The 22283-nt window shown below is 68.0% G+C and carries 23 protein-coding genes; 7 read left to right on the top strand and 16 right to left on the bottom strand.

Going from position 1 to position 22283, the window contains the following annotated elements:
- Nucleotides 1-98: 98 nt before the first annotated feature.
- From E5790_RS10365 to rpmB, 3 genes are all read right to left on the bottom strand, one after another.
- Nucleotides 99-347, bottom strand: a complete 249-nt coding sequence (locus E5790_RS10365) for a hypothetical protein (protein ID WP_032960654.1) — start codon at nt 345-347, stop codon at nt 99-101.
- A gap of 517 nt (nt 348-864) precedes the next feature.
- A complete protein-coding gene (gene rpmG / locus E5790_RS10360) occupies nt 865-1032 on the bottom strand; it encodes a 50S ribosomal protein L33 (RefSeq protein ID WP_169411268.1) in 168 nt (55 codons plus the stop codon).
- Between the two features lie 10 nt (nt 1033-1042).
- Nucleotides 1043-1279 (bottom strand): 50S ribosomal protein L28, encoded by a 237-nt coding sequence (gene rpmB, locus E5790_RS10355; RefSeq protein WP_005411638.1) that lies wholly within the window; start codon nt 1277-1279, stop codon nt 1043-1045.
- A 280-nt stretch (nt 1280-1559) separates the two neighbouring features.
- On the opposite strand from rpmB, the gene E5790_RS10350 reads away from it, so the two are divergent.
- Complete coding sequence (locus E5790_RS10350) at nt 1560-2774, top strand: glycosyltransferase (protein ID WP_111205379.1); 1215 nt, start codon at nt 1560-1562, stop codon at nt 2772-2774.
- Between the two features lie 13 nt (nt 2775-2787).
- Here E5790_RS10350 and dnaQ read toward each other — a convergent pair whose 3' ends face one another.
- Entirely contained in the window at nt 2788-3297 is a 510-nt protein-coding gene (gene dnaQ, locus E5790_RS10345; RefSeq protein ID WP_049407177.1) for a DNA polymerase III subunit epsilon, read from the bottom strand.
- Between the two features lie 146 nt (nt 3298-3443).
- Entirely contained in the window at nt 3444-4337 is an 894-nt protein-coding gene (locus tag E5790_RS10340) for a LysR family transcriptional regulator (protein WP_111205380.1), read from the bottom strand.
- 108 nt (nt 4338-4445) lie between these two features.
- Between E5790_RS10340 and E5790_RS10335 the strand changes: the two genes are divergently transcribed.
- From E5790_RS10335 to E5790_RS10315, 5 genes are all read left to right on the top strand, one after another.
- Entirely contained in the window at nt 4446-4835 is a 390-nt protein-coding gene (locus tag E5790_RS10335; protein ID WP_014648873.1) for a RidA family protein, read from the top strand.
- Nucleotides 4836-5076: 241 nt separating this feature from the next.
- Entirely contained in the window at nt 5077-5409 is a 333-nt protein-coding gene (locus E5790_RS10330; RefSeq protein ID WP_111205381.1) for a hypothetical protein, read from the top strand.
- Nucleotides 5410-5465: 56 nt separating this feature from the next.
- On the top strand, nt 5466-6719 hold the full coding sequence (locus tag E5790_RS10325; protein WP_049407169.1) for a TolC family protein: 1254 nt from the start codon (nt 5466-5468) through the stop codon (nt 6717-6719).
- Entirely contained in the window at nt 6716-7921 is a 1206-nt protein-coding gene (locus E5790_RS10320; RefSeq protein ID WP_032960667.1) for an efflux RND transporter periplasmic adaptor subunit, read from the top strand. Before E5790_RS10325 ends, E5790_RS10320 begins: the two co-directional genes overlap by 4 nt.
- Before the next feature lie 10 nt (nt 7922-7931).
- A complete protein-coding gene (locus E5790_RS10315; RefSeq protein ID WP_014648877.1) occupies nt 7932-11141 on the top strand; it encodes a CusA/CzcA family heavy metal efflux RND transporter in 3210 nt (1069 codons plus the stop codon).
- Between the two features lie 95 nt (nt 11142-11236).
- Here the strand turns inward: E5790_RS10315 and E5790_RS10310 are convergent, their stop codons facing one another.
- The 9 genes from E5790_RS10310 to E5790_RS10270 all read right to left on the bottom strand — a co-directional run bounded on the left by E5790_RS10310 (nt 11237) and on the right by E5790_RS10270 (nt 19364).
- Complete coding sequence (locus tag E5790_RS10310; RefSeq protein WP_049442093.1) at nt 11237-13009, bottom strand: DUF885 family protein; 1773 nt, start codon at nt 13007-13009, stop codon at nt 11237-11239.
- 212 nt (nt 13010-13221) lie between these two features.
- Nucleotides 13222-13569 carry a lipid-A-disaccharide synthase N-terminal domain-containing protein gene (locus tag E5790_RS10305; protein ID WP_014648879.1) on the bottom strand — a complete coding sequence of 116 codons (348 nt, stop codon included), beginning with the start codon at nt 13567-13569 and terminating at the stop codon, nt 13222-13224.
- Nucleotides 13569-14291 (bottom strand): glycosyltransferase family 2 protein, encoded by a 723-nt coding sequence (locus tag E5790_RS10300; protein WP_005420380.1) that lies wholly within the window; start codon nt 14289-14291, stop codon nt 13569-13571. Before E5790_RS10300 ends, E5790_RS10305 begins: the two co-directional genes overlap by 1 nt.
- Nucleotides 14292-14381: 90 nt before the next feature.
- Complete coding sequence (locus tag E5790_RS10295; protein WP_053494542.1) at nt 14382-15347, bottom strand: NAD-dependent epimerase/dehydratase family protein; 966 nt, start codon at nt 15345-15347, stop codon at nt 14382-14384.
- Nucleotides 15348-15392: 45 nt separating this feature from the next.
- Nucleotides 15393-16127, bottom strand: coding sequence for a suppressor of fused domain protein (locus tag E5790_RS10290; RefSeq protein WP_049442094.1), 735 nt, complete (start codon nt 16125-16127; stop codon nt 15393-15395).
- A 126-nt stretch (nt 16128-16253) separates the two neighbouring features.
- A complete protein-coding gene (locus E5790_RS10285; protein WP_014648883.1) occupies nt 16254-17177 on the bottom strand; it encodes a ParB/RepB/Spo0J family partition protein in 924 nt (307 codons plus the stop codon).
- Nucleotides 17177-17974: a ParA family protein gene (locus E5790_RS10280; protein ID WP_014648884.1), complete on the bottom strand. Its 798-nt coding sequence runs from the start codon at nt 17972-17974 to the stop codon at nt 17177-17179. The genes E5790_RS10285 and E5790_RS10280 overlap by 1 nt, the downstream gene beginning before the upstream one ends.
- Nucleotides 17975-18086: 112 nt before the next feature.
- Nucleotides 18087-18725 (bottom strand): 16S rRNA (guanine(527)-N(7))-methyltransferase RsmG, encoded by a 639-nt coding sequence (rsmG, locus tag E5790_RS10275; protein ID WP_111205382.1) that lies wholly within the window; start codon nt 18723-18725, stop codon nt 18087-18089.
- A gap of 39 nt (nt 18726-18764) precedes the next feature.
- Nucleotides 18765-19364, bottom strand: a complete 600-nt coding sequence (locus tag E5790_RS10270; protein ID WP_111205383.1) for a 4'-phosphopantetheinyl transferase superfamily protein — start codon at nt 19362-19364, stop codon at nt 18765-18767.
- An 84-nt stretch (nt 19365-19448) separates the two neighbouring features.
- On the opposite strand from E5790_RS10270, the gene E5790_RS10265 reads away from it, so the two are divergent.
- Complete coding sequence (locus E5790_RS10265; RefSeq protein WP_014648887.1) at nt 19449-19700, top strand: GlsB/YeaQ/YmgE family stress response membrane protein; 252 nt, start codon at nt 19449-19451, stop codon at nt 19698-19700.
- A 72-nt stretch (nt 19701-19772) separates the two neighbouring features.
- Here E5790_RS10265 and xth read toward each other — a convergent pair whose 3' ends face one another.
- Both xth and E5790_RS10255 read right to left on the bottom strand, forming a co-directional pair.
- On the bottom strand, nt 19773-20540 hold the full coding sequence (gene xth / locus E5790_RS10260) for an exodeoxyribonuclease III (RefSeq protein WP_111205384.1): 768 nt from the start codon (nt 20538-20540) through the stop codon (nt 19773-19775).
- A 192-nt stretch (nt 20541-20732) separates the two neighbouring features.
- Entirely contained in the window at nt 20733-22142 is a 1410-nt protein-coding gene (locus E5790_RS10255) for a coniferyl aldehyde dehydrogenase (protein ID WP_111205385.1), read from the bottom strand.
- Between the last annotated feature and the right edge of the window lie 141 nt (nt 22143-22283).

Here is a 22283-nt window from a genome sequence, read left to right as displayed (position 1 = left end):
CATTCTGCCCACCGGCCCTTGTGGAGTCGAGCCGCGCTCGACGGCCTTCCGGTCCGACCGCACAGCAGCCGAGCGTGGGCTCGGCTCTACAGGATGGATCAATGCCGCACCGGCACCTCGCACAGCTGCCGCACCGCGTCGGCATGGCGGCGGCCGTTGAGCGCCATGCAGGCGATCGCCTGTGCGGCCCGCTCCAGCTGCGCCTCCGGCAGCGGCGACGGCGCGCCGTTGGCCAGTGCCAGATGGTGGTCGCACAGCAGCAGCGCCATGCCCTCGATGCCTTGCAGCATGCGCTGCAGGCGCAGCCAGCCCAGTTCCAGGTCCTGCCGGTGTGATGGGGTGTTCATGCAACCTCCTTCAACGGATCTGGCCACCGTGAAGGTGGCGGACGATGCGTGGTTGCAATACCGGGAAGCAATCAATCAGCAAACGAACCGGCGGGCGCAAGGCCCCCTCGCACCGTCCGCCATAGAGGCGGATAGGTCACCAACCGTCGCCGGAGGGATCTCCGGCGACGGCGGGCGAGTCTACTGATTGATTGACTTCACGGGATTGCAAGCCCGACCGCTGCAACCGCAGCGGCTCACCATCATGGGCACGGCCACGCCCGTCGTTCCAATCGATTTGAACCGTGCGAGGCGCCGGAACCGGTAGGAACAATCACTTATCGCATTCGGCCCTTCGCTCCAGGCATGGCGCCATTGGCGACAGCGTGCGCAGGAACTGCCCAGTGCCGACCAACGGTCGGCACCCACCACCACCACAGCAGCATCGGAACGGTCGGTATCCACCAGGTAAACGCAGGGCATGAAAAAACCCGCCACAAGGGCGGGTTTCTTCGCGGGGACCAGCAATCCGTGCGGATTACTTGATCTTGCCTTCCTTGTACAGGACGTGCTTGCGCACGACCGGATCGTACTTCAGGAATTCCATCTTCCCCGGGGTGTTCTTCTTGTTCTTGTCGGTCGTGTAGAAGTGGCCGGTACCGGCCGAGGAAATCATACGGACCTTATCGCGCTTGCCTGCCATGATGCTTTACTCCTCAGACCTTTTCGCCGCGCGCACGCAGCTCAGCCAGAACGGAATCGATGCCGTTCTTGTCGATGGTGCGCAGTGCATGCGCGGAAACACGAAGCTTGACCCAGCGGTTCTCGCTGGCCACCCAGAAACGGCGCTCGTGCAGATTCGGCAGGAAACGACGACGGGTCTTGTTGTTGGCGTGCGAGACGTTGTTACCCGTCTGCACTCGCTTGCCGGAAACCTGGCATACGCGGGACATTGCGCACCTCGATAGTAGTAGTTGTCAGCCCGTAGCCCGGGCGACGGCGGCCTCGATGGTTGCCCACCACACGTCAAGAGAATCAAAGGGTTACGCTGGCGTTGGGCGGCCGGGGACGTGCTCCCGGGGGCGCCGCCCGGTAGAAAACCGGACACAGCGAGCCGCGCATTATGCACGGGTTCAAGCACTTGCGCAAGTTACCCACAGGCGGGGACTGGACCGGCGGGGCGGGGGGACTTCGCCAACCGGCATACTGGCCCGGATCACTGCGGAGCTTTCCATGCGGCTGCTGGCCCTGACCTACGGAACCGAAGGCGATACGCGTCCGCTGGCCATGCTCTGCCATGGGCTGATCAGCGCAGGCCACGCGGTGACACTGCTGGCCGATGGCGGCACCCTGGGCAGCGCGCAGGCCCTGGATGTGCCCCACGCGGCCCTTGAGGGTGACATCCATGACGAAGTGGTCGCCCTTGTCTCGCGGGGCAACGGTGTTGCCGCCGCCAGTACCGGTCTGGCACGGATGGCGCTGCAGCATGTCAGCGGCTGGATGCGCCAGGCCGATGCCGCCGCCGAAGGCTGCGATGCGATTCTGACCGGCGGACTGGCGGCCCTTGTCGGCATGAGCGTGGGCGAACGTCGGGGTCTGCCGGTCATCGGCACCGGCATGATTCCGCTGACCCCGACGCGGGCCTTCCGCTCTCCGTTCCTGCCGCCCGGACGCTCGCCGGGCTGGTTGAACCGGGCCAGTTACGGATGGGTCAACGGCCTGATCTGGCGCCAGTTCCGTCGGCCGATCAACGCGGCACGCCAGCAACTGGGGCAATCGCCGCGTCGCGCGCTGTGGTCCGGCCTGCCGATGCTCTATGGCATCTCGCCGCAGCTGCTGCCGCCACCGGCGGACTGGCCGGTCGACCACATCGCCTGTGGCCAATGGCGGCTTCCTGATGCGCCCTGGACGCCGCCAGCCGATCTGCAGGCCTTCCTCGATGCCGGGCCGCCGCCGGTCTATCTGGGCTTTGGCAGCATGACCGGATTCGATCGCGAGCGCGTGCTGCCAGCCCTGCTGCAGGCGCTGGCACCGCGCCGGGTGCTGCTGTTTCCAGGGTGGGCCGGATTGCCGACGGGTGCGCTGCCAGCAGATGTGTTCGTGCTCGGCCCGACGCCACACGAAGCACTGTTCCCGCATTGCGCACTCGCCATCCACCATGGTGGCAGCGGCACCACGCATTCGGCCTGCCGCGCCGGCATTCCCTCGCTGGTGATGCCGTTCGCCGCGGATCAGTTCTTCTGGGCCGATCGCCTGTATCGGTTGGGCGTGGCACCGGCACCGTTGTCACCGAAGCGACTGGATGCAGCAACGCTGGCGGCAGCCATCACCTTCGTTGAAACCGACGCAACACGCGCACGCGCGGCGACCCTGGGCGTGGCGATGAGCCATGAGGACGGGGTGGCCTGTGGCGTGGCGATGATCGAGCGCTGGTTACGGCCGGTGTAACAGCGGCCAGGCCTCAGCGCAGGTGCGAAATCACCTGCGCCAGCAGATGGGCATCCTTGAGCGCGCCGTGCAGGCCGCGCTGGCTGGGAATGCGCAGGCGCTGCAGCACATCATCGAGCTTGTTGCCTTGGCCCGGCCAGCGCCCGCGCGCCAGCTTCAGGCTGCAGGTGATGCGGCAATGCTGGGCCAGCGTGCCGGGAATACCGGACAGACGCAGCTCGTTGTCCAGGAAGCCCACATCGAAGGTAGCGTTGTGCGCGACCATCTCGCTGCCGCGCAGGAAGTCCAGCAGTTCGGCGGCCTTGCTGGAAAACAGTGGCTTGCCCACCAGCATCGCATCACTGATGCCATGCACGCGCTGTGCACCCCAGTCGACCCTGCGCTGCGGCTGCAGGTAGGTGTGGAACTGGCGGCCGGTGAGCTGGCCATCGATCAGTTCGACGGCACCGATTTCGATCACCCGGTGCCCCAGGCGGTGGGAGATGCCGGTGGTTTCGGTATCCAGTGCGACGATGCGACTCATGCGTGGCGATGTTTCCTGTTACGTGCTGTGGTGATTTTCGCATGCCGGTAGAGCCGGGCCCACGCTCGGCTGGCGCGCGTAGCGCGGGCTTGGTGATGCCAGAAGCAGCCGAGCGTGGGCTCGGCTCTACAGATGCGCGCGCGCGATCAACCCAACGCCTCCACCACCCAATCGATGAACACCCGCAGCCGCTGGCTCATGTGCCGGTTCGGCGGGAACATCACATGCATCGGCATCGGCGGCAGCTGCCAGTCCGGCAACACCGGCAACAGCTCGCCGCGCGCCACGTGCGGCTCGGCCATGTAGCTGGGCAGCGCCACCACGCCCAACCCCGCCAACGCAGCGGCCAGATAGGCGTTTCCATCATCGAAGCCGACCGTATAGCGGCCCTGCACCTCAACGCGTTCATCGCCGCGCTGTGCAACGAACACGCGTGCGCGGCCACCGCGCGGGCTGAGGAAGCCGACCATGTGGTGGTCGGGTCCTTCCAGCGCGCGCGGATCGGTCGGCAACCCGAAACGCTGCACATAGCCGGGGCTGGCGTGGAAGCCGATCGGCAGCGCCGCCAGCGGCCGCGCCACCAGTGCCGGGTCGGCCGGGGTGCCACCCCGGATCACGCAGTCGACGTTGTCGGCGATGACATCGACCTCGCGGTCACTCACGCCGATGTCCAGCTGGATCTCCGGGTAGCGCGCCTGGAAATCCGGCAACGCCGGCACCAGCCGCAGCCGCGCGTACGGCCCGGGCACATCCACGCGCAGGCGTCCGCGCGGCTGGCTGGCCGCGTCACCCAGCCCGCCTTCCACTTCTTCCAGCTCGGCCAGCAGGCGGGCGATGCGCGGGTAGTAGGCCGCGCCGTCGGCGGTGACGCTGACCCGGCGCGTGGTGCGGTTGAGCAGGCGCAGCCGCAGGTGTGCCTCCAGCTGCTGCACCAGCTGGGTGGCCGTGGTGCGGCTGATCTGCAGGGTCTGCGCGGCGCGGGTGAAGCTGCCGGTTTCCACCACCCGGGCAAAGGCCCGCATCGCCTCGAAACGGTCCATGGCGGGCCATGATTGTTTGGAATTGACAATCAATCTAGGCCGATCATCGCGGTTTATCCAGACAGCGCTGACGGGGAGGATGGCGTTCTCTCCCACGGGATCTTCCCCATGTCACAGCGTGATGTCGTTTTCCCCGCCGGCCGCCAGGCCCTGTACGAGCGCAACCGCTACTCGCCTGCGATCCGTTCCAACGGCTTCCTGTTCGTATCCGGCCAGGTCGGCAGCCGTGAGGACGGCTCGCCCGAGCCAGACTTCGAAACGCAGGTGCGCCGCGCTTTCGAGAATCTCAATGCGGTGTTGGCTGCTGCCGGCTGCACGTTCGATGACGTGATCGACGTGACCGTGTTCCTGGTCGATCCAGAGAAGAACTTTGAGAAGGCCTGGGCAATCGTGCCGGAGTATTGGGGCGAGGCGCCGCACCCGACCCTGACCGGTATCGGCGTGACCTGGCTGTATGGGTTCCAGTTCGAGATCAAGGTGATCGCGAAGCTGCCGTGATACGGGTAGTGCCGGCCGCTGGCCGGCAACGCGGTGGGGTCGAAAAGCGTGTCGACCAAGGTCGACACCTACCTGAGCACATGTGCGCGGCGCACCCGAACGGTGTGGTGGGGTCAGAGCCCTTTCCGGAGGAAAGGGATCCGACCCCGCGCCCGGCCCAGCTGAACGGGAGATTCCGACGAATTCCCGAAGCGTCCATTGATATTGTATCCGGCGAAAACCGCTTGCTAGCCTGCCGTCCATGCGCTGGATCACCCGCCACCTCCGTTCGACCCTGCTGATGCTGCTGATGGCGGCATTCGTGGTCGTGCCGGTGGCCGACGCGCTGGCCTGCACGGTGGAACCGCACGCCAGCACGGTGCATGTGGAGTCCGCACCGGATGCCGATGGCGATGCCGACGGCAAGCACGCCGGTGCCTGCAGCCACAACCACTGCCACCACTCCAATCTGAGCCTGCCGGCCAGTACCTTCGCCGCCTTCGGTGCGCCGCTTCCGGCGCGCTGGATGAATGCCGGCGACGCGGCGACCTATGCGGTCGCCCAGGATGAACTGACGCGTCCTCCCCGGGCGTGAGTTGAGCGCGTCCCGCATTCGCGGGCTTCGGTTCCCCTCACCTCCGGAAATTCTCCATGTCGACCCTGACACGTCGGCCGCTGCGTGCGGCCGGGCGGGTCGTCGCCGTGTTGCTGGGCCTGGCCCCGGCGGCATCGGTGATGGCGCAAGCCGCCCCTTCCTACGACACCCTGCTTGAACGCCTGGACCAGCTGCCCGGCACCCGCGTCGGTGCGGCGCTGGCCGAGGCCGCCGACGCGCGCGCCGACCAGGCCCGTGCGTTGCCCAACCCTTCCCTCTCTTACTCCGCCGAAAACGCCTGGGGCACCGGCTCCTATGGCGGCATGGGCAAGGCCGATACCGTGCTCACCCTGTCCCAGCCGCTGGAGGTCTGGGGCCAGCGTGGCGCGCGTGTCCGTGCCGCCCGTGCCGAGGCACAGGCCGCCAACCTGCGTGGTGCCCAAAGCCGCAGCGACGTGGCCAGCCAGCTGGCGGTGGTCTATGCACAGGCGGAAAGTGCACTGCGCCGCTACACCCTGGCCGAAGAAGCACTGAGCCTCACCCGCGCTGACGCCAACGCGGTCAACGCGATGGTCAAGCAGGGCCGCGAGCCGCAGCTGCGCGCCGTGCAGGCGCAGAGCGAAGTCGCCAACGCCAGCGCCGCGCTGGATGAGGCGCAGGCCTTCCGCGATGCCGCGCTGGCCCGCCTGGCCGGTGCCGCGCTGCTGGATGCGCCGGTGCAGTCGATCGGCGACAGCCTGCTCGACCGCGCGCCGCCGTTGCCACGCGGTGCCACCGATACCGCGCTGGCGGTGCGCATCGCCGAAGCCGAAGCGGATGCGGCGGGCAAGCTGGTCGACGTGGAGCGCAAGCGCGCCCTGCCCGACCTGAGCGTCACTGCCGCGCAGACCCGCTTCCGCGAGGGGGGCGAGCGCGCCTACAACCTCGGGGTCAGCCTCAGCATCCCGCTGTTCGACCGCAACCGCGGGGGCATCCGCGCCGCCAATGCCGACCAGCGCGCGGCCGAGGCACGCCTGGACCAGCAGCGCCGCGACAGCGAGGCGGCACGCCTCTCCGCGGTGGCCGGTTTGAAGGCCGCCGGCAGCCGTACCCGCGCCGCCGATGAAAGCGTGGTCGCCGCCGAAGAGGCGTATCGCCTGGCCCGCATCGGCTTCGACGCCGGGCGCATCTCGCAGCTGGAACTGCGCAGCACGCGCAGCGCCCTCATCGCCGCCCGCGGCACCGCCGTGGATGCGCGCCTGTCGCGCGTCGCCGCGGAAATCGATCTTGCCCGCCTTGAAGGGCGCGCACCTTTTGTGGAGGTCCCATGACGCTCTCCCGTACTTTCCCGCTGATCGGCGGCGTGCTGCTGGCCGCGCTGCTGGCCGGCTGCGCCGGCAACGCGCAGACACCTGCCAATGAAGACCCGGCTGCGGCCAAGGCCGGCACCGACGATGGCCACGGCCATGCCGCCGACAGCAAGGAGGCCAAGGCCGAATCCGCGAAGGCGCCCGCCGATGGCGATGAGGGTGTCGTGCAGCTGACTCCTGAGCAGATCAAGGCGTCCGGTATCGAAGTGGTCGCGGTCGGTCGTGGTGGCGGTAGCTCCACGCGCCTGTCCGGCCGGGTCGAACCGTCGGTCGGTGCACGCGCCTCGGTGGCGTCGACCGTGACCGGCCGCGTCGAACGCGTGCTGGTCGCACCGGGCACCGCGGTGAAGCAGAACCAGGCACTGGCGATCGTGGTCAGCGGCGAAGCGGCGGTGTTCCGCGCCAATGCGCTGGCCGCCTCGGCCGAAGCCGAGGCCGCGCGCCTGGCCTATGGTCGCGACAAGGCGCTGGTCGACCAGGGCGTGGTTGCCCGCCAGGAGATGGAAGCCTCGCGCGCACGGTCGCTGGCGGCACAGGCCCAGGCCGCTGCCGCGCAGGCCCAGGCCGCTGCCAACGGTGCGCCCGATGCCAGTGGCCGCGTGCGCATCACCAGCCCGGTGGCCGGCATCGTCGGCAACGTGCAGGTCACTCCGGGCGGTGTAGTCGCCGCCGGCAGTGCAGTCGCCGATGTCGCCGACCCGACAATGAACGAGCTGGTGTTCACCGCACCGCCGGCGCTGGCCGCACAGGTCACGCCGGGCATGACGCTGGAAGTGAGCGTGCCGGGTGGCAGCTTCACCGCCACCGTCACCGGTTCGGCCGCCGATGTGCGCCAGCAGGGCGGCGTCGCCGTGATCCGCGCCACCCCGGTGGATGCGTCGCTGCCGCCGGCCGGTTCGCCGGTCTCGGCCGTGGTGGTCACCGAAGGCCAGGACGGTTCGCTCAGCGTCCCGGCCGATGCAGTGCAGAACGTTGATGGCAGCAGCGCGGTGTTTGTCGCCGTCGAAGGTGGCTTCAAGGCGCAGCCGGTGCTGGCCGGGCGCCGTGCCGGTGACCGCATCGAGATCCTCGCTGGGCTGACCGGCAGCGAGCGCATCGTCGGTGCCAATGCCTTCCTGCTCAAGGCCGAGCTGGCCAAGGGCGAAGCCGAGCACGGCCACTGAGGAGGCGACCATGTTCAAGCTGATCATTGAAACAGCGGTGCGCCACCGCTGGCTGGTGGTGTTCATGGCCGCACTGATCGCCGCGGTGGGCCTGTTCCAGCTGGGCAAGCTGCCGATCGACGCGGTGCCGGACATCACCAACCGTCAGGTACAGATCAACACGGTGGCACCGGCGCTGACACCGGAGCAGATCGAGCGGCAGGTGACCTATCCGCTGGAAACCGCGCTGGCCGGCATCCCCGGCCTGACCACCACGCGTTCGCTGTCGCGCAATGGTTTCTCGCAGGTCACCGCGATCTTCACCGATGCCACCGACATCTACTTCGCCCGCCAGCAGGTGGCCGAACGCATGCGCGAGGCATCGGAAGACCTGCCCGATGGTGCATCACCGATGCTGTCGCCGGTCACCACCGGCCTTGGCGAGGTGCTGATGTGGACGGTGGACTTCACCGCGTTCGATCCGGCCAAACTGGCCAAACCCGATGAAGCGGGCTGGCAGGCCGGCGAGGTCTACCGCACACCGGAAGGCAACCTGCTGCGTACGCCCGAAGAACGTGCGACCTACCTGCGCACCGTGCAGGACTGGATCATCGCGCCGCAGATGCGTTCCAGCCCGGGGCTGGCCGGCGTCGATACGGTTGGCGGCTACGTCAAGGAATACGGCGTGCATCCGGACAGCGCCAAACTGGCCGCGCATGGCCTCGGCCTGGCCGACCTGGTCACTGCGCTGCAGCGTTCCAACGTGCAGGCCGGTGCCGGCTTCGTACAGCGTGCCGGCGAGGGCCTGGTGGTACGTGCCGACGGCCTGGCGCTGACCACCGACGACCTGGCACAGGCCCCGGTGGCGACCCGCAATGGCGTGGTGGTACGCGTAGCCGATGTGGCCACGGTGGAACTGAGCCGCGCGCCGCGGCTGGGTGCGGCCAGCCGCAACGGCCATGAAGCCGTGCTGGGCACCGCGCTGATGATTGCCGGTGGCAACAGCCGCACCGTGGCCCAGGCAGCGGCCGCGCGCCTGGAACAGGTAAACAAGTCACTGCCGGCCGACATCGTGGCGGCACCGGTGCTGGACCGCAGCGTGCTGGTCAATTCCACCATCAAGACCGTCGCCAGGAACCTCACCGAGGGCGCGCTGCTGGTGGTGGTGGTGCTGTTCCTGCTGCTGGGCAACCTGCGTGCGGCAACGATCACCGCGCTGGTGATTCCGCTGTCGTTCCTGTTCGCAGTGATCGGCATGAACCGCTTCGGCATCAGTGGCAACCTGATGAGCCTGGGTGCGCTGGACTTCGGCATCCTGGTGGACGGTGCGGTGATCGTGGTCGAGTCGACACTGCTGATGCTGGGCCAGCGCCGCGCCGAACTGGGCCGTGCGCTGACCGCGATGGAACGCCTGCGCGTAGCCGCCGATTCGGCCATTAAGATGGCGCGCCCTGCGGCCTTCGGCCAGCTGATCATCCTGCTGGTGTTCGCGCCGATCCTCACGCTGGAGGGCGTGGAGGGCAAGACGTTCCACCCGATGGCGGCCACGTTCATGCTGGCCCTGGTCGGTGCCTTCCTGTTCTCCTTCACCTTCGTGCCGGCGATGGCCGCGCTGCTGGTGCGCGAGCCCAAGGTGAAGGACGGCGATGCGCACGCGGACGACGGCGAGCACGAAACCAGGCTGATCCGCGTGCTGCGTGCGCGCATCGAACCGGTGGTGCGCAAGGCCGTGGCGCACCCGCGCACGGTGCTGGCCGGTGCGGTGATGATGGTGGTGGTGGGCATCGGCGCGTTCTCGCTGCTGGGCCGCGAGTTCATGCCGACCCTGGATGAAGGCAACGTGGCGATGCAGGCCCTGCGCGTGCCATCGACCTCGCTGGAGCAGTCACTGGCAATGCAGCTGGCGCTGGAAAAGGCGATTGCCAAGCAGCCGGAAGTGGAAACCGTGTTCTCGCGCACCGGTACCGCCGAGGCGGCGATCGACCCGATGCCGACCAACATTTCCGACAGCGTGATCGTGTTGAAGCCACGCAAGGACTGGCCCGATCCGACGCTGGCCAAGGACGCACTGGTGGCGCGCTTCGAGAAACTGGCCGGGCAGCAGCTGGGCAACAGCTTCGAGTTCAGCCAGCCGATCGAGCTGCGCTTCAACGAACTGATTTCCGGCGTGCGTACCGACCTGGCCGTAATGATCTTCGGTGATGACTTCAGCCAGCTGCAGAAGGTGGCCGACCAGGTGGCGTTGAAGCTGCGTGCGGTGGATGGCGCGGCCGACGTGCGGGTAGAACAGATCTCCGGCCTGCCCACGCTCAACGTGGCGATCGACCACGTGGCGGCGGCACAGTACGGGTTGAGCGCTGCAGATGTGAGTGATGCGCTGTCCACCGGCATCGGCGGTACCACGGCCGGCAAGATCTTCGAAGGCGACCGTCGCTTCAACGTGGTGGTGCGCCTGGACGATGCCTCGCGCAACGATCCGGACCAGCTGGCCTCGCTGCCGATCGCCACGCCATCGGGGCTCGTGATTCCGTTGTCGTCGGTGGCGCGCATTACCGTGAGCGAAGGGCCGAACCAGATCAGCCGCAACAACGGCAGCCGCCGCGTGGTGGTGCAGGCCAACGTGCGCGGTCGCGATCTGGGCGGCTTCGTCGGCGAGGCGCAGGCTGCGGTGGCCGACGTGGCGCTGCCGCCGGGCGCCTACCTGACCTGGGGCGGTCAGTTCGAGAACCTGCAGCGCGCGGAGAAGCGGTTGGCAACGGTGGTGCCGGTGGTGTTCCTGCTGATCGGCAGCCTGCTGTTCATGGCCCTGCGCAGCGGCAAGGAAGCCATTCTGGTGTTCAGCTGCGTGCCGTTGGCGCTGGTCGGTGGCATCCTCGCGCTGCTGCTGCGAGGCATGCCGTTCTCGGTATCGGCGGCAGTTGGCTTCATCGCCGTCTCCGGCGTGGCCACGTTGAACGGCCTGGTGCTGATGCAGGCGATCCGCGAACGCCTGGATGCCGGCGACCTGCCGCTGCAGGCGGCGATCAACGGTGCCTCCAGCCGCATCCGCGCGGTGCTGACCACGGCGCTGGTGGCGATCGTCGGCTTCATCCCGATGGCGATTGCCAGCGGTTCCGGTGCGGAGGTGCAGAAGCCGCTGGCCACGGTGGTGATCGGTGGCCTGATCACCGCCACCGTGCTGACCCTGCTGGTGCTGCCGACCTTCGCAGCACGGGTGGCCAAGCCGCGGCCGGTGGGGTGAGGCGAGAGGGGGTCGGAGCCCTTTCCACAGGAAAGGGATCCGACCCCGTGACCGGGTCGGGTTGCCGGCCAGCGGCCGGCACTACCCTTGCACGGTCAGGCCTTCTTGCGCTCGGCGATGTAGGCCTGGATCTGCTGTTCCAACACCGGCAGCGGCACCGAGCCCTGCTTGAGCAGGGTGTCGTGGAAGCCCTTGATGTCGAACTTGTCGCCCAGCTCCTTCTCGGCCTGCGCACGCAGGCGCACGATGGCGATCTCGCCCAGCTTGTAGCTCAGCGCCTGGCCAGGCCAGGAGATGTAGCGGTCCACCTCGGTGGTCACTTCATGCTCGCTCAGCGCGGTGTGGTCACGCAGGTAGGCCAACGCCTGCTCGCGGGTCCAGCCCTTGCTGTGCACGCCGGTGTCGATCACCAGGCGCGCGGCACGCCACATCTCGTAGGTCAGGCGGCCGAAATCCTCGTATGGGGTTTCGTAGATGCCCATCTCCACGCCCAGCTTCTCGCAGTACAGCGCCCAGCCTTCGCCATAGGCGGAGATGTAGGCGTTGCGGCGGAACTCCGGCAGGTTCTTCTGCTCGGCGGCGATCGCGCCCTGCAGCGAGTGGCCCGGATCGGATTCATGCAGGGTCAGCGCCGGCAGGTTGTACAGCGGGCGCGACGGCAGGTTGTAGGTGTTGAGCCAGTAGGTGCCCATGCCACCGCGGCCGGCCGTCCAGAACGGTGCGATGTCCGGCGGCACCGGCACGATGGTGAAGCGCGCGCGCGGCAACGTCATGTACTTGCCCAGCTGGCCGTCCGCCCGCTTGGAGATCCACGCGGCACGCGACAGCAGCTCTTCCGGTGTCTTTGCATAGAACTGCGGATCGGTACGCAGGAAGGTCAGGAACTCGGCAAAGCTGCCCTTGAACTTCACCTGCTTGATGATGTCGTTCATTTCCTTCTGGATGCGCGCGACCTCATCCAGGCCGATGCGGTGGATCTCGTCCGGCGACAGGTCCAGCGTGGTGTACTCGTGGATCTGCTGCCGGTAGTACGCCTTGCCATCGGGCATCGCTTCGGCGGCCAGGGTGGTACGCGCCTGCGGCACGTACTCGTTGACGAAGAAGGTGCGCAGCTGCTGGAACGCCGGCACCACCTTGCCGCTGATTGCTTCGCGCGCCTGCGCCTGCAGCCTGGCCTGCTCGGCGGCCGGGATGGTGGTGGGCAGCTTCTTGAACGGCGCGTACAGCGGCGACTCGGTCGGGTCCTTCAGCTCGGCGACGGTGGCGATGGACACTTCGCGGCCATCGAGCACCGCGCGCGGCACGCTGAAACCACGCTTCAGGCCGGCGCGCATGTTCTCGGTCTGCTGGCCGAAGTAGCGCGGTACATCATTCAGGCGTGCGATGTAGTTCTGGTAGTCCTGCACGGTCTTCATCTCGCGCCGGGCCATGAAGGACAGGTTGGACCAGAACGAGGAATCGGCGTTGAACGGCATCTCGTAGCCGCGCAGGCGCGTCTCTTCGGCCAGGTTGAACACCTGGTCGTGGTAGATCGCGTAGTTGACCTGGTTGTCGGCCGACAGGGTCTTCGGGTCGATCTTCTTCAGCGCGGCCAGGGTCTCATCCCACACCTTCAGGCGCGCCTGCTGCGCGGCCGGGCCGACGTCGGGCATGCGGGTGGCGTTGGCCGGGGCGTCCTCGTCCTCGCTGGCCTCGCCACCGCCCTGCTGGCGCCACTTCCATTCCTTCTCGTACAGCGCGCGGAAGGCGGCGTCGGCGGGCGATTCAGTGGCCACGCCGGACGGTGCGGCGGTGGCGGGCGGCGCGGCCAGGGCCACGGCAGGGGCGGACAGGGCGATCAGCAGGGCAACGGCAAGACGGGTTTTCACGAGCACAGGTTCCCGGGAAGGCAGACCCCGATCATGGCACCGCCCATCGCCCGTGGCATGGGACGAAGGTCCTGCCTGCGCAGCAGACCGGGGCCCCGGTAGCCAGGTACGCAGTAGACCCACGTCATGCGTGGATGCGCCGCGGATCCGGACAGGGTGATCCGGACGGGGTCAGAGCCCTTTCCCATGGAAAGGGATCCGACCCCGGGGCCTCAGTGGCTGGCCTTGTCTCGCTTCCAGCCGCGGTGCTTGATGTCCAGGTGCAGGCTGTACAGCGCGGTGAACGCCGGGAACAGGTTCTGCAGCACGCCCACCGAGTCCTGCTTGGCCGAGAACAGGAAGTAGCTCAGCGTCATCAGGCTGCCGAGCACGCTCATGTACCAGAACAGGCGCGGGATCACCGGCTTGCCGGCGCGCTTGGACGCGACGAACTGGACCAGCCAGCGGCCGCCGAACATCAGCGCGCCGGTATAGCCGATCAGCTTCCAGCCGGTCACGTGCAGGCCGGTCCAGTACAGCCAGGTCAGCGGCTGGTCGAGCCAATGCAGCTCCAGATCCATCAGCGCTCCTCCACCGCGGTGCGCTTGCTGCGGGTGATCAGCCAGGCCACGCCACGCAGGTCGCGGATGCCGACCAGCGCGCGGCCGAGGTTGTTGTACTTGGACACGCCAGCGGTACGGTGGCGGTGGTTGACCGGCACGCTGGTGGTCTTCCAGCCGGCGCGCTGCATCAGCGCCGGCAGGTAGCGGTGCATGTGGTCGAAGTACGGCAGGTCGAGGAACGCGCTGCGTTCGAACAGCTTGATGCCGCAGCCGGTATCGGGCGTATCGTCGCGCAGCATGCGTGCACGGATGGCGTTGGCCCATTTGCTGGCCCAGCGCTTGCTGCCGCTGTCCTGGCGGTTGACGCGCCAGCCGGCGAACAGCTTCACCTGCGCCTCGGCGGCGTCGCGTGCGGCGAGCAGCTTGGGGATATCGGCCGGATCGTTCTGGCCATCGCCATCCAGGGTCGCGATCCACGGCGCGCGGGCGTGCTTGACGCCGGTGCGCACCGCGGTGCTCTGCCCGCTCTGGTTCACATGGTGCAGCACGCGCAGTTCCGGGGTGGTCGCCTTCAGTCCCTGCAGCACCGCCAGGGTGTCATCGCGCGAGTGATCGTCGATGTAGACGATTTCGAACGGCAGCCGGCCACGCAGCGCGGCGGTGATTTCGGCGACCAGCGGGGCGACATTGTCGCGCTCGTTGAATACCGGGACGACAACGGAAAGCTCGGGTTGGCTCATAAGGCACTCGGCCAAAGGGGGGACAAAGACCGCGCATTCTCCGCTGCCGAGGTTATCCGAAGATGAACCCCGCGGCGTGAGGATCCATCCTCAGGCGCGATCGCCAAAATACTCGCGGCACCACTGCACCACAGGCGGCAGGCCTTCTTCGATCGGGGTCACCGCATCGAAGCCGAAAGCGTCATGTGCGCGCCGGGTATCGGCCATCGTGCGCACCATGTCGCCGGGCTGCATGGGCTTGTACACCTTCTGCGCGGGGCGGCCGGCGGCCTGCTCGATCACGCTGATGAAGCGCTCCAGCTCGACCGGCGTATGGTTGCCGAGGTTGAACACCCGGTGCGGCACCGGGCCGTCGGCCGGATGCGCGAGGGCGCCGAGGATACCGGACACAATGTCGGAGACATGTGTGAAATCGCGCTGCATGCGGCCTTCGTTGAACACGTCGATCGGCCGCCCGGCCAGCACCGCGCGGGAGAACAGCAGCGGTGCCATGTCCGGCCGGCCCCACGGGCCATACACGGTGAAGAAGCGCAGGCCGGTGGCATGCAGGCCGTACAGCTGCGCGTAGGTATGGGCCATCAGCTCATTGGCCGCCTTGGTCGCCGCGTACAGCGAACGCGGCTGGTCTACGCGCTGGTCCTCGGAGAACGGCGGCGTGGCCGAATCGCCGTAGACCGAGCTGCTGGAGGCATACACCAGGTGCTGCACGCCGCGGTGGCGGCACAGTTCGAGCATGTTGACGAAGCCGACCAGGTTGCTGTCGACGTAGGCGTGCGGGTTTTCCAGCGAATAGCGCACGCCGGCCTGGGCGGCCAGATGGATCACCGCCGTCGGCTGCACTTCATCGAACAGCGCAGCCAGGCCCTCGCGGTCGGTCAGGTCCAGCGCGCGCAGGTCCAGCGACGGGCACAGCGCGGCCACGCGGTCGCGCTTGATCTGCGGGTCGTAGTAATCGTTGAAGTTGTCCAGGCCGACCACGGCCTGGCCGGCCTCCAGCAGTGCGCGGGCGGTGTAGGCACCGATGAAGCCGGCAGCGCCGGTGAGCAGGATGGTCATGGCAGGGGCCTGGAAACGAAGTTCAGGCCCCTGATGTTACCGGTCTCAGAACAAACCGAAACGCTTCTTCGCCACGTTGGTGCGGCCGGGTTCGATTACATCCTGGATCTTCTTCGCGTCGAAGCGGTCGAGCAGCGCCTCGGCGCCCTTCCTCAGCTTCAGGTCCATCTCTTCGGGGTACAGCGGGACCAGGCTCATGAAGCTGATGGTCTTGCCGTCGTCCAGTTCCAGCGTGGCAAAGTCCTCCGGGGTGGTTACCGGCGTCAGCACGATGGCGCCGTCGAAGCCCACGCCCGGCGCATAGGGCTCGCTGGGATGGCCGTTGGGAATGGTGTGGCCGAAGCCCAGCCAGGTGTCGTACTCGTGCGGCAACCGCGCCATGCCCTTCAGCAGGCGCACCGGCCAGTAATTGCGCTCGTCCTCGAAGGCGTCCTGGGAGATGGGCCAGTCCGCCGGCAGGGTCACCATCAGTTCCATGTAGCGCGGCACGTCCGCGTCCACCTCGGCGGGCACGGTCATCGGCAGGTCGCTCATGCCGGAGGTGACCAGGCGCAGGTAAGGGCAGTGGTCATTGGCCGGCACCACGTGCACGTCGATGTGCACCAGGTCGGAGATGATCTCGTGGAAGACACCGGATACCGGGCCCAGATGGCGTTCGAGGTGGGCGCTGATCGCCTCGATGTGGCGTTCTTCGCCGGTGGCGAGCACGAAGTCCTTTTCGCGGCGATGTACCAGTATCTGGGTGCCGTCCGGGCTGACGTCCTCGTATTCGTTGCTCATGTCCTGCTCCCTGGATGAGGCCACGGACCGGAAGGCAGTGCATTCCCTCGGCGCGCGCGGCGGTACGTTCCCTGTCATTGGCGGGACACGGCAGGAACGGGCCGCGCCACTGTCACTGCGCCGGGCTCAGCCCTGGCGCGTGCGCAGCTTTTCCAGCACGCCGTCCAGGGTATCCAGGTCGGTGTAGTGGATGATCAGCTTGCCCTTGCCACCGCGGCCATGATTGATCGCCACCTTGGCGCCCAATGCTTCGGACAGTTCGGTCTCCAGCGAGGCGATATCAGCCTGCTGCACCTTCGGCGTGGCCGCCGGGCGGTTGCTCGGCACCTTGCCGGCGGCGAAGGCCTGCGCACGGCGCTCGACCTCGCGCACCGACCAGCCTTCATCGGCTGCTTCCTGGGCCAGCTTGCCGGCCAGCTCGGGAGCCAGGGTCAGCAGCGCGCGGGCGTGGCCCATTTCCAGGCGGCGGGTTTCCAGCAGCAGGCGGATCGCCACCGGCAGCTCCAGCAGGCGCAGCAGGTTGGACACCGCCGCGCGCGAGCGGCCGACGGCCTCGGCGGCCTCGGCATGGGTCAGGGTGAACTCGCTGATCAGGCGCTGCAGCGCCTCGGCTTCTTCCAGCGGATTGAGGTCTTCGCGCTGGATGTTCTCGATCAGCGCCATCGCGATGACGGTGCGGTCTTCCAGCTCGCGCACCACCACCGGCACTTCGTCCAGGCCGGCCAGCTGCGATGCGCGCCAACGGCGTTCACCGGCGACGATTTCGTAGTTGCCTGCCGGCAGCTGGCGCACCAGGATCGGCTGGATCACGCCCTGCGACTTGATCGAGTCGGCCAGCTCGGACAGCTTGCCCTCGTCCATCTCGCGGCGCGGCTGGTACTTGCCCGGCTGCAGCTGGCCGACCGGCAACTTGCGCAGCACTTCACCCGGCAGCGGCTCGATCACCGCGGTGGTGGCCTGCACCTGGCTGACCGCGCCTTTCGGGCCCAACAGCGCATCCAGGCCACGGCCGAGGCCTCGCTTCTTGGCTGCCGGCTTGCTGCTGGTCATCAGACGATCTCCACGGCCTTGCCGGCCTTGTTGCGTTCGTTGTTGCGGCGGATGATCTCGCCGGCCAGGCCCAGGTAGGCCACGCCACCGCGCGAGGCGCGGTCGTAGCCGACGATGCTCTGGCCATGGCTGGGTGCCTCGGCCAGGCGCACGTTGCGCGGCACGATGGTGCGGAACACGCGGTCGCCGAAGTGCTCGGTGAGCTCGGCCGACACTGCGTTGGCCAGGTTGTTGCGCACGTCGAACATGGTGCGCAGCACGCCTTCGATCTCCAGCGCCGGGTTCAGGCTGGTGCGCAGCGCTTCGATGGTTTCCACCAGCGCGCTCAGGCCTTCCAGCGCGTAGTACTCGCACTGCATCGGCACGATCACCGAGTCGGCGGCGGCCAGCGCGTTGAGCGTCAGCAGCGACAGCGCCGGCGGGCAGTCGATCAGGATGTAGTCGTACTCGTCGCGGATCGGCGCCAGCGCGCGCTTCAGGCGCTGCTCGCGCTCGCTCTGGCCCATCAGCTGGATCTCGGCGGCGGTCAGGTCGATATTGCCGGGCAGCAGGTCGTAACCCTCGGCAGTCTGCACGCGTACATCGGCAGCGCTGTTCTCGCCGAGCAGCAGGTCACAGGTGGAGGCGGCCAGCTCGCGTTTGTCCACGCCACTGCCCATGGTCGCGTTGCCCTGCGAATCCAGGTCGACCAACAGCACGCGCTTGGGTGCGTTGGCCAGGGAAGCGGCCAGGTTGACGGCGGTCGTGGTCTTGCCGACGCCACCCTTCTGGTTGGCGATGGCGATGATGCGGGCCATGCGGGTGTGCCTCGTCGACGTGTGCTGGGACCGGTCATTATGCGTACAACCGGCCCCTTGCGGAAATCGTGGATCGCCAACCCGTTGTTCCACAAGGGGCTGGCGGCGGGAATCAGGGGCCTGTAACAGTGACCAGGTGGCGTTCGCCGGCCAGGCCGGGCACGCTCAACGGGGTCACCTCGCGCACCTGCCAGCCCGCCGGCAGCTCCGCGATCTCCTCATGCGGGTAGACGCCCTTCATGGCCAGCAACACGCCGCCGGGGCGCAGCAGGTGGCCACCGACGCGGACGATGCCGGCCAGGGTGTCCATCGCGCGCGCGGTCAGCTGGTCATAGCGGCCGGCCTCGTCCAGCGCCTCGGCGCGCGACTCGGCCACGCGGGCGTTGCCCAGGCCGAGCTGGCGCACGGCTTCGCGCATGAAGCGCGCCTTCTTGCCGTTGCTCTCGACCAGGGTGACCTGCAGGCCCGGGCAGGCGATCGCCAGCGGGATGCCGGGCAGCCCGGGGCCGGTGCCAAGGTCGGCCAGGCTGCCGTCGGCCACGAACGGCTGCATCGCCAGCGAGTCGAGCAGGTGGCGGGTGACCATCTCCTGCGGGTCGCGGATGGCGGTGAGGTTGTAGGTGCCGTTCCAGCGGTGCAGCAGGGCCAGGTAGCGCAGCAACGGCGGCGCCAGCGCGGCGTCCAGGCCCATGCTGGCCAGGCCCTGTTCCAGCGTAGCAGACACGCTGGCGGGAAGTGGGTGTTCGCTCATGCCGGCATTATCGCCGGTTTTGCGCGCCGATTCCCCGCTTCAGTGTGGATACCAGGCCAATGCAGCGCGGAACTGGCCGCTGGCCTGCCACTCGTGCAGGTGCCAGCGCGCGGCCTCGCCCAGTTCCGGGTCGCACCAGCGCAGGTGCAGGGCGCCATCGGGCCCGGGCGCCAGCTGCAGGCGGTGCAGGCCGAACGAGATGCCCTGCCCGTGCGCCTTCAGCATCGCTTCCTTGGCGCACCACACGCGGAAGAACCAGTGCTCGCGCCCGGCCTCATCCAGGCGTTCCAGCCAGGCCACCTCCTGTGGGTGGAAGAAGCGCCGCACGATCTCCAGCAGGCGCGGTCGCGGCCGCAGCAGCTCCAGGTCCACGCCCAGCCGCACGCCTTCGCCCAGCGCCACCAGCAGCACCTCGCCGCTATGGCTCCAGCCGGTGCCGTAGTGGGCCAACGGGCCGCTCAGTTCCGGCCGGCCCTTGTCATCACGGACCAGCGGCAGCGTCTGCGGGTCGGCGCCCAATGCCTGTGCCAGCACCTGCCGCGCCTGCGGTTCACCACGCTGGCCCGGCACATGCGGGCGCCGCCAGACCGTCACCGGACCGAAGCGCCACGGGCCATCGAGGGTGGCTGGCAGGCTCATCCGCACACGCCCATCACGCAATTCCACGACGGGTTCACAGCCCTGCGCGTCAACTGGTCACAGTTCCCCACCGGAGGTTCGATCATGGGCATCATCATCTGGCTGATCGTCGGCGGCATCGTAGGCTGGCTGGCCAGCATCATCATGAAGCGCGATGCCCAGCAGGGCATCATCCTCAACATCGTGGTCGGCATCGTCGGCGCGCTGATTTCCGGCTGGCTGTTCGGCGGCGGCATCAACGAAGCGATCACCCTCCGCACCTTCCTGTTCTCGCTGATCGGTGCGGTGATCCTGCTGGCGATCGTCAACCTGTTCACCCGCAAGAGCATACGGTGATCTGAGGGTAGTGCCGGCCACTGGCCGGCAGATGTTCCAGAACGGGCCCGGCAATCGTCGGGCCCCGTTCGTTCAACCGATCTGCACCCAGGCCGGCGCATGGTCACTCGGGCGTTCCCAGGTGCGCGGCTCGCGGTCGATGCCCGAGGCCACCGCACTGCCCTTCAGCGCCTCTGAGACCAGGGTCAGGTCGATGCGCAGGCCCAGGTTGCGGCGGAAGCCGGCGGCACGGTAGTCCCACCAGCTGAAGGTACCCGCCTCGTCGTTGTGCAGGCGGAAGCCATCGTGCAGGCCCAGCTGCAGCAGCTTGTTCAATGCGCCGCGCTCGGCGGTGGAGGTCAGGATGTGGTTGTCGTTCCACACCGCCGGGTCGTGCACGTCGCGCGCGTCCGGGGCGATGTTGAAGTCGCCCATCACGATCAGCTTCGGGTGGCGCTGCAGTTCTCCGGCGATCCAGGCATGCACCGCTTCCAGCCAGCGCAGCTTGTAGTCGTACTTGTCGGTGCCGATGTCCTGGCCATTGACCACGTACAGGTTGATCACCCGCAGGTCGCCGAAGGTGCCGGCGATGACGCGCTTCTGCTCGTCCTCGAAACCGGGAATGCCGATCTGCACGTCCTGCGCCGGCTCACGCGACAGCAGCGCCACGCCGTTGTAGGTCTTCTGGCCGGCGAACACGCTGCGATAACCTGCGGTGATCAGCGCCGAATCGGGGAACTTGTGGTCCTCCAGCTTGGTTTCCTGGATGCCGACGATGTCCGGGCCGAAGTCCCTGAGCCACTGCTCCAGGTGCGGCAGGCGGACATTGAGCGAATTGACGTTCCACGAGGCGATCTTCATGGGGGCATTCTACCCGGGCCAGCTTTGGTAGACGCCAACCTTGGTTGGCGCCGGCAATCACCCTGTGCCAACCAACGTTGGCAGCTACCAGAATGGGCCGCGTGGGTTGGCACCCACCGGTAGTGCCGGCCGCTGGCCGGCAACCCCATGAACCGTCGGCAAGACCCTGCAGTTGCCGGCCAGCGGCCGGCACTACCGAAGCAGCAGCTTCAACAACCCCGCAATCCTCGAATACGGCGGCCGCAGCCGGTCGCTGGTCGCCCAGCGCGACTGCCACAGCACCGGCAGCCGCTTGCTCATCGCATCGAACCCGGCGCGGCCGTGGTACGCGCCCATGCCGCTGGCCCCTACCCCGCCAAACGGCAGGCCATCGGCGGTGAAGTGCAGCAGCGTGTCATTCACCGTAACCCCGCCGGCCACCACCTGGCCGAGGATGCGCTCCACCGCCGCGCGGTCGTGGCTGAAGGGATACAGCGCCAGCGGCCGGTCGCGGGACAGCACGTCCGCCAGCGCCGCCTCCAGGTCCGGGTAGGCCCGCACCGGAAGGATCGGGCCGAAGATCTCCTCGCGCATCAGGTCCAGGTCGTCCGGCGGGTCCAGCACCACGGTCGGCACCAGCAGGCGCTCGCGGTCGGCGCGCGCGTCATCCACCTGCGCCAGCGGAATCACCGGCACCCCGCGCTGCCGCGCCTGTGCCAGGTAGCCCTGCAGGCGCCGGTACTGGCCTTCATTGATGATGCGGGTGTAGTCGTCGGCATCGCTGAAGTCGCCATAGCGCTCGCGCACCTGCTGCTGCAGCGCCTGTACGAACTCGCGCTGGCGCGCGGTATCGATCAGCACATAATCCGGCGCGATGCAGGTCTGGCCCGCGTTGAACCACTTGCCGGTGGCCAGCCGCGCGGCGGCTTTATCCAACGGGAAATCACGGCAGACGATGGCCGGCGACTTGCCGCCCAGTTCCAGCGTGACCGGTACCAGATGCTCAGCCGCAGCAGCCATCACCTTGCGGCCGACCGCCGTCGAACCGGTGAACAACAGATGGTCCAGCGGCAGCGAGGACACCGCCGCCGCCACGTCCGCCCCACCCTGCACCACCGCCACCCGATCGGGCGGGAACACGCTGGCCAGCAGATCGGCCAGGAACGCGCTGGTGCGCGGCGTGTGTTCCGAAGGCTTCAGCAGCACATGGTTGCCGGCAGCAATCGCGGTGACCAGCGGCACCAGCGCCAGCGTGACCGGGTAGTTCCACGGTGAGATCACCCCCACCACGCCGAGCGGCGTCGGCCGCAGCTGCGCGCGCGCCGGCCACAACTTCCATCCCGCCGATGCCCGCTGCGGCTTCGACCAGCGCCGCAGGTGGCGCCGCAGGTGGTCGATGGCCGACAGCACACTCATGCCATCGGCCAGTTTCGATTCAACGTGGGCGCGATGCCCGAAGTCCTCGGCGATGGCCTGGGCCATTTCGTCCAGGCGTGGCTTCAATGCCTCGCGCAGACGGCGCAGGTCGGCTTCGCGCTGGTCGAGCGTGGGGCGCTGGGCCTGCCAGGCGCTGCGCAGGGTGTGCAGGAGGGCGGGAAGGTCGGCCGGCGTGGTGGTGGTCATGGGCCGACTATACGGGGTGCTGCGCAACGCAATGGTAGTGCCGGCCGCTGGCCGGCAAGGGCTTCATGTCCGCGGCGATTCAGGAGGTTGCCGGCCAGCGGCCGGCACTACCGGATGCGGGCCGAGTGGGCACGGCCCACA

This window comes from Stenotrophomonas sp. PAMC25021, assembly GCF_004795795.1.
GTDB lineage: Bacteria > Pseudomonadota > Gammaproteobacteria > Xanthomonadales > Xanthomonadaceae > Stenotrophomonas > Stenotrophomonas muris.
The sequence above is the reverse complement of the archived record's forward strand: the minus strand, read 5'-3'. Positions and strand labels throughout refer to the sequence as shown.

Coding starts and splice junctions, on each gene's coding strand:
- E5790_RS10365 (WP_032960654.1), bottom strand. CDS start 347: ATGAACACCCCATCACACCGGCAGGACCTGGAACTGGGCTGGCTGCGC.
- rpmB (WP_005411638.1), bottom strand. CDS start 1,279: ATGTCCCGCGTATGCCAGGTTTCCGGCAAGCGAGTGCAGACGGGTAAC.
- E5790_RS10350 (WP_111205379.1), top strand. CDS start 1,560: ATGCGGCTGCTGGCCCTGACCTACGGAACCGAAGGCGATACGCGTCCG.
- dnaQ (WP_049407177.1), bottom strand. CDS start 3,297: ATGAGTCGCATCGTCGCACTGGATACCGAAACCACCGGCATCTCCCAC.
- E5790_RS10340 (WP_111205380.1), bottom strand. CDS start 4,337: ATGGACCGTTTCGAGGCGATGCGGGCCTTTGCCCGGGTGGTGGAAACC.
- E5790_RS10335 (WP_014648873.1), top strand. CDS start 4,446: ATGTCACAGCGTGATGTCGTTTTCCCCGCCGGCCGCCAGGCCCTGTAC.
- E5790_RS10330 (WP_111205381.1), top strand. CDS start 5,077: ATGCGCTGGATCACCCGCCACCTCCGTTCGACCCTGCTGATGCTGCTG.
- E5790_RS10325 (WP_049407169.1), top strand. CDS start 5,466: ATGTCGACCCTGACACGTCGGCCGCTGCGTGCGGCCGGGCGGGTCGTC.
- E5790_RS10320 (WP_032960667.1), top strand. CDS start 6,716: ATGACGCTCTCCCGTACTTTCCCGCTGATCGGCGGCGTGCTGCTGGCC.
- E5790_RS10315 (WP_014648877.1), top strand. CDS start 7,932: ATGTTCAAGCTGATCATTGAAACAGCGGTGCGCCACCGCTGGCTGGTG.
- E5790_RS10305 (WP_014648879.1), bottom strand. CDS start 13,569: ATGGATCTGGAGCTGCATTGGCTCGACCAGCCGCTGACCTGGCTGTAC.
- E5790_RS10300 (WP_005420380.1), bottom strand. CDS start 14,291: ATGAGCCAACCCGAGCTTTCCGTTGTCGTCCCGGTATTCAACGAGCGC.
- E5790_RS10295 (WP_053494542.1), bottom strand. CDS start 15,347: ATGACCATCCTGCTCACCGGCGCTGCCGGCTTCATCGGTGCCTACACC.
- E5790_RS10290 (WP_049442094.1), bottom strand. CDS start 16,127: ATGAGCAACGAATACGAGGACGTCAGCCCGGACGGCACCCAGATACTG.
- E5790_RS10285 (WP_014648883.1), bottom strand. CDS start 17,177: ATGACCAGCAGCAAGCCGGCAGCCAAGAAGCGAGGCCTCGGCCGTGGC.
- E5790_RS10280 (WP_014648884.1), bottom strand. CDS start 17,974: ATGGCCCGCATCATCGCCATCGCCAACCAGAAGGGTGGCGTCGGCAAG.
- rsmG (WP_111205382.1), bottom strand. CDS start 18,725: ATGAGCGAACACCCACTTCCCGCCAGCGTGTCTGCTACGCTGGAACAG.
- E5790_RS10270 (WP_111205383.1), bottom strand. CDS start 19,364: ATGAGCCTGCCAGCCACCCTCGATGGCCCGTGGCGCTTCGGTCCGGTG.
- E5790_RS10265 (WP_014648887.1), top strand. CDS start 19,449: ATGGGCATCATCATCTGGCTGATCGTCGGCGGCATCGTAGGCTGGCTG.
- xth (WP_111205384.1), bottom strand. CDS start 20,540: ATGAAGATCGCCTCGTGGAACGTCAATTCGCTCAATGTCCGCCTGCCG.
- E5790_RS10255 (WP_111205385.1), bottom strand. CDS start 22,142: ATGACCACCACCACGCCGGCCGACCTTCCCGCCCTCCTGCACACCCTG.